This window comes from Caloramator sp. (genome assembly GCF_020054765.1).
GTDB classification, from domain to species: domain Bacteria; phylum Bacillota; class Clostridia; order Clostridiales; family Caloramatoraceae; genus Thermobrachium; species Thermobrachium proteoclasticum.
The window spans coordinates 1-12,914 of the sequence record NZ_JAIHAO010000006.1 but is presented as its reverse complement, the minus strand read 5'-3'; the positions used below and the strand labels follow the sequence as shown (position 1 = coordinate 12,914).

At 33.5% G+C, this 12,914-nt stretch carries 13 protein-coding genes, 2 tRNA genes and 1 riboswitch; of the genes, 4 read left to right on the top strand and 11 right to left on the bottom strand.

What is annotated here, in order from left to right; genetic code table 11:
* Positions 1-72 precede the first annotated feature (72 nt).
* The 8 genes from grdB to JG776_RS03310 form a co-directional block, all read right to left on the bottom strand.
* Positions 73-1,374 carry a glycine reductase complex selenoprotein B gene (grdB, locus tag JG776_RS03345; protein WP_291964700.1) on the bottom strand — a complete coding sequence of 434 codons (1,302 nt, stop codon included), beginning with the start codon at positions 1,372-1,374 and terminating at the stop codon, positions 73-75.
* 20 nt (positions 1,375-1,394) lie between these two features.
* Complete coding sequence (grdA, locus tag JG776_RS03340; RefSeq protein ID WP_084424737.1) at positions 1,395-1,868, bottom strand: glycine/sarcosine/betaine reductase complex selenoprotein A; 474 nt, start codon at positions 1,866-1,868, stop codon at positions 1,395-1,397.
* A 13-nt stretch (positions 1,869-1,881) separates the two neighbouring features.
* Entirely contained in the window at positions 1,882-3,168 is a 1,287-nt protein-coding gene (locus JG776_RS03335) for a glycine/sarcosine/betaine reductase component B subunit (protein WP_291964699.1), read from the bottom strand.
* 74 nt (positions 3,169-3,242) lie between these two features.
* Positions 3,243-3,569: a thioredoxin family protein gene (locus JG776_RS03330; RefSeq protein ID WP_291964698.1), complete on the bottom strand. Its 327-nt coding sequence runs from the start codon at positions 3,567-3,569 to the stop codon at positions 3,243-3,245.
* A 10-nt stretch (positions 3,570-3,579) separates the two neighbouring features.
* Positions 3,580-4,509 carry a thioredoxin-disulfide reductase gene (gene trxB / locus JG776_RS03325; protein ID WP_291964697.1) on the bottom strand — a complete coding sequence of 310 codons (930 nt, stop codon included), beginning with the start codon at positions 4,507-4,509 and terminating at the stop codon, positions 3,580-3,582.
* Positions 4,510-4,523: 14 nt separating this feature from the next.
* Positions 4,524-4,904, bottom strand: a complete 381-nt coding sequence (locus JG776_RS03320) for a GrdX family protein (RefSeq protein ID WP_291964696.1) — start codon at positions 4,902-4,904, stop codon at positions 4,524-4,526.
* 224 nt (positions 4,905-5,128) lie between these two features.
* Positions 5,129-5,226: riboswitch (glycine riboswitch) on the bottom strand.
* 215 nt (positions 5,227-5,441) lie between these two features.
* Complete coding sequence (locus tag JG776_RS03315) at positions 5,442-6,287, bottom strand: DegV family protein (protein WP_291964694.1); 846 nt, start codon at positions 6,285-6,287, stop codon at positions 5,442-5,444.
* Positions 6,288-6,302: 15 nt separating this feature from the next.
* Positions 6,303-6,770: a tRNA (cytidine(34)-2'-O)-methyltransferase gene (locus tag JG776_RS03310; RefSeq protein ID WP_291964692.1), complete on the bottom strand. Its 468-nt coding sequence runs from the start codon at positions 6,768-6,770 to the stop codon at positions 6,303-6,305.
* A 265-nt stretch (positions 6,771-7,035) separates the two neighbouring features.
* On the opposite strand from JG776_RS03310, the gene JG776_RS03305 reads away from it, so the two are divergent.
* Positions 7,036-8,391, top strand: coding sequence for a radical SAM protein (locus JG776_RS03305; protein ID WP_291964690.1), 1,356 nt, complete (start codon positions 7,036-7,038; stop codon positions 8,389-8,391).
* 42 nt (positions 8,392-8,433) lie between these two features.
* Here the strand turns inward: JG776_RS03305 and JG776_RS03300 are convergent, their stop codons facing one another.
* Complete coding sequence (locus JG776_RS03300; protein ID WP_291964688.1) at positions 8,434-9,576, bottom strand: DUF362 domain-containing protein; 1,143 nt, start codon at positions 9,574-9,576, stop codon at positions 8,434-8,436.
* A gap of 63 nt (positions 9,577-9,639) precedes the next feature.
* Here JG776_RS03300 and splB point away from each other — a divergent pair, with 63 nt between their 5' ends.
* Positions 9,640-10,659: a spore photoproduct lyase gene (gene splB / locus JG776_RS03295; RefSeq protein ID WP_291964686.1), complete on the top strand. Its 1,020-nt coding sequence runs from the start codon at positions 9,640-9,642 to the stop codon at positions 10,657-10,659.
* A 77-nt stretch (positions 10,660-10,736) separates the two neighbouring features.
* Here splB and JG776_RS03290 read toward each other — a convergent pair.
* Positions 10,737-10,827, bottom strand: a tRNA-Ser gene (locus JG776_RS03290).
* A 9-nt stretch (positions 10,828-10,836) separates the two neighbouring features.
* A tRNA-Glu gene (locus JG776_RS03285) sits at positions 10,837-10,911 on the bottom strand.
* Between the two features lie 193 nt (positions 10,912-11,104).
* Between JG776_RS03285 and JG776_RS03280 the strand changes: the two genes are divergently transcribed.
* On the top strand, positions 11,105-11,701 hold the full coding sequence (locus JG776_RS03280) for a metallophosphoesterase (RefSeq protein WP_291964684.1): 597 nt from the start codon (positions 11,105-11,107) through the stop codon (positions 11,699-11,701).
* Between the two features lie 16 nt (positions 11,702-11,717).
* On the top strand, positions 11,718-12,719 hold the full coding sequence (locus JG776_RS03275; RefSeq protein WP_291964681.1) for a hypothetical protein: 1,002 nt from the start codon (positions 11,718-11,720) through the stop codon (positions 12,717-12,719).
* Positions 12,720-12,914 lie beyond the last annotated feature (195 nt).

Sequence of the window (12,914 nt, the reverse complement as noted above, 5' to 3'; positions counted from 1 at the left end):
ATTACCTCCCATATTAAAATTGCTTATTTATTAAGTTCCGTTTAGGATTTTCCTAAACGGAACTTAATTTTATTATTCAAAAACTGTTTGTTCATCAATAGGAGTTTGTAGTGCCTTTAGTGCCTTCTCTACAAGCCTTCTTCTCAATGCCCTTTCATCTTCATAAGAAAGATTTGGATTTCCAAGTGGATGAGGTATTGCAACTGTTGGAACTATTCTATTTGCACCTACAGTCTTAGATATTGGAACAATTGTACACATATGAACTACAGGCAATCCTGCCCTTTCTATTTCCTTTACCATCGTTGCACCGCAACGAGTACAAGTACCTCAAGTAGAGGTTAAAATTACTGCCTGAACACCATCCTTTATAAGTTCCTCAGCAATTTTTTGTCCATATCTTTTGGCATTTGCAACAGCTGTTCCGTTTCCTACAGTAGAATAGTAATACCTGTGGAGTGAACCTATTTTGCCCTCCTTCTCAAGTTCCCTTAACACGTCAACTGGCAAAACCCTATCGGCATCCTTATTTGCATATACAGGATCATAGCCTCCGTGGGCTGTTTCATAGGTTTCACTTGTTAAATCAAACACACCCTCTATATCGTATTTACCAAATTTTGATGCACTTGATGATTCTATTTTATCTGGGTTTCCCTTTGGAACAATGCCACCAGATGTTACAAGAGCTATTTTTGCATTTGAAATATCAACAATTGGAGGATTTGGAGCCACTCTATCAAAATCTGGCATTTTAAACTCTGTCTTAAACTCTTCTCCCCTTATCTTTTTAACAAGCATATCAACAGCTCTTTTTGAACCTCTCTCTTGAGCAAAATAATTCTTTCTTATTCCTCTTTCAATATATCCTTCCTTATCTGGGCTCCCTATTTCCTCATTGTTTACTAATTTTAATGCAAGTGCAGCCATTTTTGGTATAGCATCCCTCATACCAACTGCACTATCCTTAGTGGAAATTATATAAATATCCCTTTTATAAAGATCAACACCAGGGTTTTCAATATACATACCAGTTAAAACAGGAATATTTAGGTTTTCTTTAACGCATTTACAAATACTTCCACAAGCATTACCATATCTACCTGCATTGAAGGCTGGACCTGCTATAAATAAATCTGGTTCATATTTTTTTATCATTTCAAGAATTGTATTTTTTGCCTTCTCTTCATTCTCTGCATAGTAGGAATCTCCACATATAATTGTTGCTACAATCTGTGCCTGTCCCTTAAAGGCTGCATTAAGTGCCATACCAGGTCCCACAAACCCTTCCTTTACAAAGGGTTCAATGTGTGCCTTATCTTCACCGCCAACCTGTCCAAAAAACTGATTTAAATAATGAACAACCTTAATCATCAACTCCCACCCCCTTAGTGTCAATCTTTATATTGGCTGTACATTTCTCTAATGGAACGTACTTCATTAGAAATCGCATCAACATCAAGAACCATTTCCATCATTCCACACTGTTCATCATAAACAGCTAAATCACATTCGTTTTTAATCTCTTCCTCAAGAATGTGATATACCCTAAGTCCCAATGCTATTCCTGCAAGTGGCCCTGCATAGGTTGGATCTCCTGCTGTAACTGTTTCTGCTGATAAACCTGCTGCCTCTGCCTCTGAACCACCAAGAAGCACAACAATATTTTCAGCCCCATACTTTTCAGTTAAATCCTTTACTCTCTGTTGGATCTCCAGATCCATTGCACCTGCAGCTGTTCAAACAAAGCATTCAGTTGAAGCAAAAACCACTTCAGCTCCTGCACTCTTTGCACATTCCTCAATTGCTGGTCCTGGAATACCGTCTCTATCTCCTATCGCTATAACCTTTCTTCCCTTTAAAATCATAGTATTACCCCCTTTAAAATCCTTTTGCTGATAAATATCCAAATCCAACTTCACTTGTTGCACCAGTTATAACCTGAATTTCTGCCTCTATTGAACCATCTTCTCTAAGTGAACCTGCAAATCCACCAGCAATGATGTTCGCAGCCTCCTTATGTCCAATAATCTTCTTCATTGGTGGAAGCACTATAAGTTCATTTGCATTTCCTGCAGTTACAACTGCATCTCCCTTTGGAGTTGAATCAGCAAGAGATTGTGAAGCTCCATCCCTTCCTGCATACTCATCAGTTACAAGTACAGTTTTAATTCCCTTTTCTTCAATCTTATTGCAGTTCATAACAAGGTCCGCATCTGGGTTTCCAAATCCTTCTTCTGATATTATCACTGCATCTGCACCTAAAAACTCCACAAGCTTTGCAGTATAATTTGATGACCTCTCCTTATCTGCAAGATACACATTTTCATTTGTAATTACGCAACCAATAAAATTAATATCCTTTCCGTGTCTTTCATATAAATCTTCAATTATAGGGTTATTCATATGAACATAGGTTGGATTTTTATCGCAAGCAGAAACACAGTTTCCACTAACGATTGCACCATCAAAAACCTCTGTTGGATAAATAAATGTTGGAATAATCCTTTTAGCATCAACACCATAAACATAGGTATCGTGCAGTAATCCTTGGCTTTGAAGCATATAAACATATACAACTTTTGGAAGATGTGGATACATATTTATTTGTTGATGTAATGGAAGTGTTTCATAAACCTTTATTTCATCAGGTTCTATGTTTTTACCTGCCCTACCAAGATAGCAAGCAGCCTTAAAACCTACCATTCTTACTGCCTCTTCGTGTTCGTGTTGTGGTAGATTGTCAACAGGTTCACATACTAAAACAACATTGTTTGTTTTTGAAAATGGAGTATACTTTGCCCCCTCACCTGACATATCAATTATGCCTTCTTGAAATCCAACTATTTTACCTGTTGTTATTACTGCTGTTCCCTTTAATACGTGTGTTCTTCCTGAACCTACTGTATCGACCTTTGAAATAAAACCTGGAAATATTCCTCCCTTTCCTTCCACCTTAACTCTTGGCTCAATTACATCCTTTACAGGTATTATCCTTACCTCTTCACCTATTTTTGCAAGTTCTACATCAATGCTTTTAAGCCTCTCATCCCCTGATACTTCCTTTAGAAGTTCCTCTTTGTTGATGTACAAAACGCCATTTTCTACTTTTGTTTCATCTGAAAACTGAACATCCTTGATAAAAATTTTTCCAAGCTCAAGTCTCAATACCTTCACCCCCTATAGTTTTTATTTACTAAATATTTTGAACTTTTTATTTAAATAAGGAGACTCTGTCTCACTTATTCACAAAACCTTTTAATTGCATTTTCAATATCTTCAACAGTATTTATTTTGTCTGGAGTTAATACCTCTGCCTTTTCTCCATTTACATAAACTATCATTGTTGGAAGTCCTAATACCTTTTGAGCTATAGCAAGTCTTCTGTTTTGGCTTGTATTGAGACTACAAAATTTAATTTTATCTCCATACTTTTCTTCAAGCTTGTGAACGTCTGGCATAAGTTCAATACATTTTTGGCACTTATCTCCCCAATAATCAACAAATACAGGTTTTTCAGTATAATTTAAAACTTCAGCTTCAAAATTATCCTTATTAACCTCTAACATATTACCCCTCCTATTTATTGAATTTTTCATTTATATATTCCTCTGCAGCAACAGCAGCAACAGCCCCATCAGATGCTGCAGTTATAACCTGCCTTAGAGATTTTTGAACTACATCACCTGCTGCAAATACTCCATCAACATTTGTTTTCATACTTCTATCAGTTAAAATATATCCCCTCTCATCCATTTCAACCTTACCCTTAAAAAGGTCACTCTTTGGTTCAAGTCCTACAAAGACAAAAACACCGTTAACAGCAAGTTCACTTATCTCTCCAGTCTTTATATTTTTCAATACAAGGGATTCTAATATTTCATCTCCCTTTGCCTCCTCTACTACTGTGTCCCATATAAATTTTATCTTTGGGTTATTAAAGGCCTTTTCTTGTAGTGATTTAGCAGCCCTTAATGAATCTCTTCTATGTATTATTGTCACTGTTTCTGCAAATTTAGTTAAATAAAGTGCCTCAGTTATTGCACTATCTCCACCACCTATTACTGCAACATCTAAACCTTCAAAGAAATCCGCATCACAGGTGGCACAGTATGAAACTCCTCTACCTCTTAGTTCAATTTCATTTTTAAACCCTGCAAGCCTGTATTCAGCACCTGTTGCAATAATTACAGCCCTTGACCTATATTCTTCCTTTCTTCCCTTTAGAGTTTTTATATCTCCTGAAAAATCAACCTCTACTATTTCATCCTTTGCAAAGGTAGTTCCAAATTCCTCTGCCTGCCTCCTCATTCTTTCAACTAAAGCTGGTCCTGTACAATTTTCAATTGAACCGGGATAGTTTTCGAGTTCTGCTGTCGTTGCTGCCTGTCCTCCAAACTTCTCCTTCTCAATCACCAGAACATCAAGCTTTGCCCTTGAAGCATAAAGTCCTGCTGACAAACCTGCAGGGCCTCCTCCTATTATTACAATGTCATAGATATGGCTCATAATTTCACTTCCTTTCAATTTAATGCGTTTTTTATTAAATCAAAATCAATTAAACTAAAATCTCTAAGCACCTTATCCGTATAAATTAATGTTTTACTATTTTTAATAAGCTGGTCAGCCTTCAATATGCTCTCCTCTATTATCTCAACACTTAATAGATCAACCTCTTCAAAACAATCCCTTGAAATTGCAATAGACTTATAGGGTGTCTGATTAGGCTTTATACTCCCCATTAGAGGATGTGTTAAGAGCCTATGTCCTCTATGGATATAATCCCTTGCCATAATTAAAATATCCATAAGTGAAGCTTGAGGTTTATATAGAAGATCATATTTATCTTCTAAACTACTCTTTGTTAAAGGGTTATTGGTTAATATAACTGGTTTAAGTTTCAAGCCTGACACCTCTTTTTTGTTCGGTAATCTATTAATTTTAAATCTAATCATCAGAAGAAATTATATACTTCTGTAAGTTAATGATGATTATTCTTCCTAATACTACGATAGAAACATTATCAATGATACCAAAAACTCTGTAGCTTAAAGTTCGCTAAAATACAAGTTATTTGGCAAATAAAAAAAGGATGTAGTTGCCTACATCCTCTGCCTTCACAGAGTTCTGTCCACAAATAGTACTTTTGCCTGAGAGTATCATAAAGCTTGGCAAGCTTTACTTACCCCTTCGGCGCCCTCTTAGGGTCTCTCCTATTTGCTTCATCCAGAATATTTACTTTCTACTTTCATTATACCTAAATTATAGCAATTTTGCTATTTATTTTTTGAATAGTTTGAATTATAAAAATTAATAGAGACAAAGCCTCTATTTATATATTGAATAGCCCCATAAAGAATTTCTTGGGCTTCGTTCATGGGGCTTTTTCAGATTTTAGCTAACAATTAGATTTTTACAATCTAAAATAGAGGCAAAAGCCTCTATTTAGCATAAAACCATATTCCCACTACTCCAGGGCCTGAGTATGTTGCAACTACAGTTCCTACTTCAGCCAAAAGATAATTATCTACACCCAACTCATTTTTAACCATCTCTTTAAACTCTTCAAGATTTTCATAATCTTTTACAGTTCCTATTGCAAAAAGCTCATTTTCATCAAAGCCTTCATCCTGAACATACTTTATCATTCTTGATAAAGCTTTCTTCATTCCCCTTGTTTTATCTAAAATAGCGTGGTTACCATCAGTAATATATATGATAGGTTTAATATTTAATAGTGTTCCTATTGTTGCCTGTGTTCCTGATAATCTGCCACCCTTTTTAAGATATTCAAGTTTATCTAATGCATATGCAACCCTTGATTTAGGTGCAAGTATGTTTAATGTATTGTATATTTCTTCCACATCTTTACCTTCTTCAATCATTTTAGCCGCCTTTAGAGCAAGCATTCCTGTTCCAAAACTTACTGTCCTTGAATCAACTACATATATATCATCAGTCTCCAACATATTTTTAGCAATTATTGCTGATTGATACGTACCACTTAAATTAGATGATAAGTGAATAGAAATAATTTTATTATACCCTTCATCAAATAATCTCTTGTACTCTTCATAAAATCTTGCAGGATTAACTTGTGATGTTTTTGGAAGTTCTTCTCCTTCATCAAGCATTCTTAACAAATCATCAATTTTTAAATCTACTCCATCATAGTAAGTTTTATCTTTGTATGTTATTGTTAAAGGAATAACTCTAATATTATATCTATTTACAAGTTCCTTTGGAATATCTGAAGTACTATCTGTAACTATCGCTATTTTATTCATCCTACCCCTCCACTACTATTTCATATTAGGAAATCCCATCTGTCTTAATGCTTCATATGCAACAATAGATACTGTATTGGATAAATTAAGAGATCTTTCAGTTGTTTCTACCATTGGAATTCTTATTAAAGTATCTTTAAAAACATCTCTAACACTGTCTGGAACACCTGATGACTCTCTACCAAACATTATAAAATCACCCTGTCTGTATTCTACTTCTGTGTAGAATTTACTTGCTTTAGTTGTTGATAGATACACCCTTGCACCTTTATTAACTTCAAGGAAATGATCAAAACTATCGTAGTAAACAACATCTACAAGCTTCCAATAATCCATCCCTGCTCTTTTTAAATGCTTATCATCAATTAAAAAACCAAGTGGCTTTATAAGATGTAGTCTTGAATTTGTTAAAACACAAGTTCTTCCTATATTACCTGTATTATAGGGTATCTCTGGCTGATATAAAACAATATTAAGATTCAACGTAATCCCTCCAAAACTACATATATACATTTTATTATACCAAGAGTATAAAAAAAAAGTAAATATATTTTAACTTAAAACACTATTTTAGAGATTTTTTTAACCTAAAAAATATTTACGTGACCAGTCAGTATAATTTTTTATGTTAATTTAACTGCTAAATTAATCCATTTTTAGAGTAAGGTGATATAATAAAATTTATAGGAGTTATAATTCTTAATTTTATTTAATATATATTGAATAGTAAAATATGGGAGGGGTTTTAATGAATTTGGCAAGGACAAGACTTGGTGAAGCTGCAATTAAAGAAGCTGTTAAGTACATCTTGAAGGACCCAGAAAAGAATATCCCTAAAATTATAAGATGGGGAGAAAAAATAGCAATAAGAGAACAGGACAAAAAATATATAGCTAATATCAAAAAATATCTTGATGACCCAAACAGCAACTGGTATAAGTACACATACAAGCTATTAACAGAGATACATCCTAATGTCAGAGAAAGAGTTGGAATTAATTATTTCTTAAATGCAACTATGTTTGGCATACCTGTTCAGACTGAAAACGAAAAGAAATATGATTGCAACATACCTTGGGCAATACTTATAGACCCTACATCTGCTTGTAACCTTAAGTGTAAAGGATGCTGGGCAGGTGAGTACAAGCCTTGGAATCTTTCCTTTGAAGATTTAGACAAAGTTATAACAGAAGGAAAGGAACTTGGAATATATATGTATATATTCTCAGGTGGAGAACCACTTATGAGAAAGGATGATATTATAAAACTTTGTGAAAAGCACAACGAGTGTGCCTTCCTATCCTTCACAAATGGTACTTTAGTAGATGAGGATTTTGCAAAGGAGATGCAAAGGGTTGGAAACTTTGCACTTGCATTTAGTGTTGAAGGATTCAGAGAAGAAACTGATATGAGACGTGGTGAAGGTTGTTTTGACGCTGTTATGAAGGCAATGGATATATTAAGAGACTATGGATGTGTATTTGGTTTTTCAACCTGCTATCATAGATACAATACAGAAGTAGTTGCATCAAAGGAATATATAGATTTAATGGTACAAAAGGGCTGTAGATTTGGATGGTATTTTACCTATGTTCCAGTTGGAAGCGACAGTGATGTAAACTTTATGGCAACAATCGAACAAAGGGAATATATGTATAGAAGAATAAATGAAATAAGAGCAACAGAACCAATATTCGTGCTTGATTTTTGGAATGATGGAGAATTTTCAAATGGATGTATTGCTGGTGGAAGAAGATATTTCCATATTAATGCTAATGGAGATTGTGAACCTTGTGCGTTCATACACTATTCAAATATGAACATAAAGGAACATAGTCTATTGGAAGTTCTACAATCCCCATTATTTATGGCATATAGGAGAAATCAACCATTTAATAACAATCTACTAAGACCTTGTCCAATGATAGATAATCCAGATGCCTTAAGAAGAATGGTAAAAGAGTCTGGAGCCTTCTCAACACAAGTTAATGATGATGAAACAGTAGATCAACTTGCCGATAAGCTTCAAGAATATGCAAAGGCTTGGGGCGAAAAGGCTGACGAAATTATGATGGCAAAGAAAAATATGTCTAAGGGTGCATAAATATTTAAAAAATTGCTGTAGGTAAAGGCCCTACAGCACTTTTTATTTAAAAACTCTATTTAATATCCAAGGTCTTTTTATACTTATTGCCTTTTTAGGACAGAGCTCGTGACAACAGAAGCACCTTATGCACTTTTTATAATCTATACTTGGGATCTTATCTCCCATCTTAAGTGCCTTAGGTGGACAACTCTCAACACATACCCCACACTTTATACAAATATCCTTTGAAAACTCTGGTCTTGGAGATAAATAAAAGGTTAAAAAATCCTCTACTCTCTTTGGAACTCTTCCTCTAAAGAAATTTACACTTCTAATTTTAGGAACTTTGAAGTTTGAAACATATTTATCTAAATCCTCACCTACTATATCTACAGTTTCTATGCCACCCTTTATTATTCCTCTCTCTAAACTTCTTTTTAGTGTAGGAACATCCTCTACCTTAAGTCCCATAATATGTGCTCCACACACATCAAGTTCATAGGGGTTTTCCGACGCTAAAAGAAGTCCTACATTTTTAGGCACACCTGCAGTTGGTCCATCCCCCTCCATCGCAACTACCCCATCAATAATAGAAAAGGATGGTTTAACTGTCTCACATATATCAACAAGTAGGTTTGAAAAATCATGTATCTCAGGCATTTTAAAATGATATTCAACCTTTAATACTCCTGGTATCATTCCAAACAAGACCTTAACAGCACCAGTATAAACAGCCATACTGTGGGTTTTGAGTTTTGAAATAGTAATTATCCTATCACACTTGAAAGGTGGGTCAATCATAGTTAAAACTCTTGATATACAACCATCAGGTGTTTTGTAGTCACTGTATGAACAATCATAATTAAGTTCTGCTCCACTATTTTTAGCAGCCTCCTCTATTCCGCATATCCTATAAAACCCTCTAAGCACCTTTTCATTGTATGGGCCACCTGGGCTATCTCCAATTATAACTCTACATCCGTTTTCAACAAGCCTTTTACTTACTGCCTCAATAACCATTGGATGTGTTGTTGCTGCTTCATCAGGGTGCTTTTTTATAACTAAATTTATTTTTAAAAAAACTGTCTCTCCCCTTTTGGCTATTTTATCTATACCTCCATATAGTTTTATCATCTCATCAACTGCTCTATATACATTTTCCCTTTCATAATCACTACAATTTACAGAATATACTCTACTCATTTTACCACCTCAATACATATTTTTTTAATTTCTATTTATTCTAATTATAAAGGAGGTTTTACAATGCTGTTTTATCCAAAGCGTGCCTTTTTTGAACCCAAAACATTGGATTATCCTACAGGACAATATATATATAATAAACTTAAAGAATTAAATATTCCTGTATTCATTGAAAACAAGTCTGTCAACTTTGAAAAGGATTTTGACAACATCCAAGAATACTATGCCTATGCCAAGGGTTCTCTTGTTGTCTCTATAAAAAAAAGTATGAAACTTGATAGTTGCAAACCCTCTGCAGATTACCAATTTCCGCTTGTTACAGGATGTCCCGCAAGCTGTCAATACTGCTATTTACAGTCTAACCCAAATATAAAGCCCTTTGCAAGAGTATACGCAAATGTTGAAGAAATTTTACAAAACAATGAAAAATACATAAATCAAAATAAACCCAAAATTACATCCTTTGAACTTGCAAGCACAAGCGATCCTCTCTCTGTTGAACATTTAACTGGTTCTGTTAAAAAGGCTATCGAGTTCTTTGCACAGCAAGAATACGGAAGATTAAGGCTTGTTACAAAATTTGCATATGTTGATACTCTACTTGACATAGAACATAATAGACATACAAAAATAAGATTTAGTATAAATTCAAAATATGTAATAGATAAATTTGAATTTAATGTAAGCCCTTTGATGGAACGATTAGAGGCTGCACAAAAGATATATGATGCTAATTATCCATTAGGTTTTATTATTGCACCTATATACTATTATGAAAACTACAAGGAGGAATATGCAGAACTACTTGATATGCTGAGGGAAAAAATAAAAAACCCAGATAATGCTGAAATAACATTTGAACTTATTCAACATAGATTTACAACAAAGGCTATGGATACAATATTAGCACGCTTCCCAAATACAGAAATAGACTTTTCAATGGAAAACAGACAACAAAAATGGGGACCCTATGGTGTTTATAAATATGTTTATAAAAAGCACATTTCCACTGATATGAAGGAATTTATAATATCCGAAATAAAAAGAAGATTCCCCAAGGCTGAAATAGAATACTTTACATAACTAAAGTGCCACCCAGGTGAAATGTGAAATAATTCGTTTTGTCTCAAATGTCACATTTCACCTGGGTGGCACTTTCTTGGCGGAGAGGGTGGGATTCGAACCCACGGTGGAGTTACCCCCACGCCGGTTTTCAAGACCGGTGCCTTAAACCAACTCGACCACCTCTCCATATTTAATTGGTGACCCCTAGGGGATTCGAACCCCTGTTACCACCGTGAAAGGGTGGTGTCTTAACCACTTGACCAAGGGGCCATCTCTCTGGCACAGAAAATAATATACCATCTTATTTGACAAAAGTCAACATATTTTTTTATTTTTTTTATTAAATTGATACGATTTGTTTTTATAAAAACAATATAAACTTTTATTAATTATTTTTAAGTTGAATTAAAAATGTTAAGGTTATAAAATCTAATTATGATTTTATATACAAGCAGGTGTTAAAATGAAGCAGATTATAAATACTCTATATTTTTTATCAGGAAGGATATATGTTCCCACCTACCTTTTGGGAAGAAAAAATATCATTTTACATATTAGCGACACTCCATCTAACATATATCCTTCAATTATTAAACTGGTCAAAAAAATTAATCCAAAATATATAGTACATACTGGGGATATTGTTGATAATATAAAATTAGAGCTATATCCTAATAGATTAAATGAATACAAGGATTATGCCTCCATATTTATTAATGAATTAGTTAAATACACAAGCAATAGACTTATAATTGTTCCTGGAAATCACGATAATATTGACGTTATAAAAAATATAGATAAAGTTATTATAGTTGAAGAAGGTAAATCAATTTCAATTGATGGTTTAAGTATAGGAGTCTCTCATACGATAAATAATCTACCAACATACAAATGTGACTTTTATTTATACGGCCACGATAAAAGTAAGGGAAATAGGAATCAACTAAATGGAATAAATTTAATAAACATAATAGATATTGAATCTAATAAAGTTTTTCATCTAAAATACCCTATGGGAACTGACAATTATAGGCTACTTAGAACAAAGATAGGAATTTAATTGGGGGGAAATTTAAATGCTTTCACTTTTTAGATTAGGTCCTAAGATGATAGTTATAGGAAGTAAAAATCCAAAAGAGCTCTCTAATGAAATATTAAAATACTTTTCTGCTATTAAAACTAATATTATTGACGCCTTAAATTCTACTTATGAAAATTCAACTATTATATTTATAACAGAACCAAATAAAAAAATAGCACATATTAAAGATATAATAACAACAATCTATATAAATATGCCATCTGACGAATTTTACAATAATCTCATAAATAATAGAATATGTGAAAAAATTAATGATATAAGAACTGCTCCTGGAATTATAGTTATGCGAACTCAAGGAGACAAGGACAAAATAATTAGCTCTGTTGCATATGAATATAGAGCCAAAATGCTGCCAATATTTGATAGCTTAGAAAATGGAGAGTCTAACCAAACAATAATTTTATTTACTGAAAAACCTCTTAACAGTAGGTTAACTATAAATTCCTTTGATTCTACTACTCTGCTAATAGATGAAAATATTACTGCTATATCATCTAAGTTGAGAAATCAAGCACTAAGATTTTTAAATGAGGGATTGGTTGATAGACCTTGGTATGAATTAAGCATACGCATATATGATAGATATAGCAAGTACGATATGCATTATAAAAGATTATCCATTACACTTGATAATTTAGATGTTGGATTTATATTAGGTGAAATGTGGACAAAAGACACTCCAAGGTTTCTTTTATCTGTCTTAGTATATCAAATAAAACTATTTACATTGCTTCCTCCAACTGAAATAAAAAAGATATTGCTTGGACTTGAATATGCATCTGACGGTACAAGAATCGTTGATTTTGACTTAATCTATAAAAATAAAAAAATAGATTGGACAGAAGTTAAAGTAAATAATTTAGAACGTAAAAATCTTGGAATGATGTTTAGGGAGGAAATTTTAAAGACCTTATCTGATGAACAAAGGCAAAAGCTAATAAATCTTGAAAACATTATTTTAAATACAAGGGAGTAGATAATATCTACTCCCTAAAATCTACTCCCTACAGATTGTTGACAAACCTGTTCGTTAGCTAAAGTATAAAAAAAGCCCCATAAAAGGATTTTATTAGGCATATTTCATGAGCTTTAGCAATTATTGCTTTTCGACTTTGAAAAAGTCCGTAATTCGGCACAGGACGTGCCGAGCCGAGCGGCCATCAGGACGATG

Excerpts from the sequence above, each read along its gene's own strand:
- JG776_RS03330 (WP_291964698.1), bottom strand. The coding sequence starts at position 3,569 with ATGTTAGAGGTTAATAAGGATAATTTTGAAGCTGAAGTTTTAAATTAT.
- trxB (WP_291964697.1), bottom strand. The coding sequence starts at position 4,509 with ATGAGCCATATCTATGACATTGTAATAATAGGAGGAGGCCCTGCAGGT.
- JG776_RS03315 (WP_291964694.1), bottom strand. The coding sequence starts at position 6,287 with ATGAATAAAATAGCGATAGTTACAGATAGTACTTCAGATATTCCAAAG.
- JG776_RS03305 (WP_291964690.1), top strand. The coding sequence starts at position 7,036 with ATGAATTTGGCAAGGACAAGACTTGGTGAAGCTGCAATTAAAGAAGCT.
- JG776_RS03300 (WP_291964688.1), bottom strand. The coding sequence starts at position 9,576 with ATGAGTAGAGTATATTCTGTAAATTGTAGTGATTATGAAAGGGAAAAT.
- splB (WP_291964686.1), top strand. The coding sequence starts at position 9,640 with ATGCTGTTTTATCCAAAGCGTGCCTTTTTTGAACCCAAAACATTGGAT.
- JG776_RS03280 (WP_291964684.1), top strand. The coding sequence starts at position 11,105 with ATGAAGCAGATTATAAATACTCTATATTTTTTATCAGGAAGGATATAT.
- JG776_RS03275 (WP_291964681.1), top strand. The coding sequence starts at position 11,718 with ATGCTTTCACTTTTTAGATTAGGTCCTAAGATGATAGTTATAGGAAGT.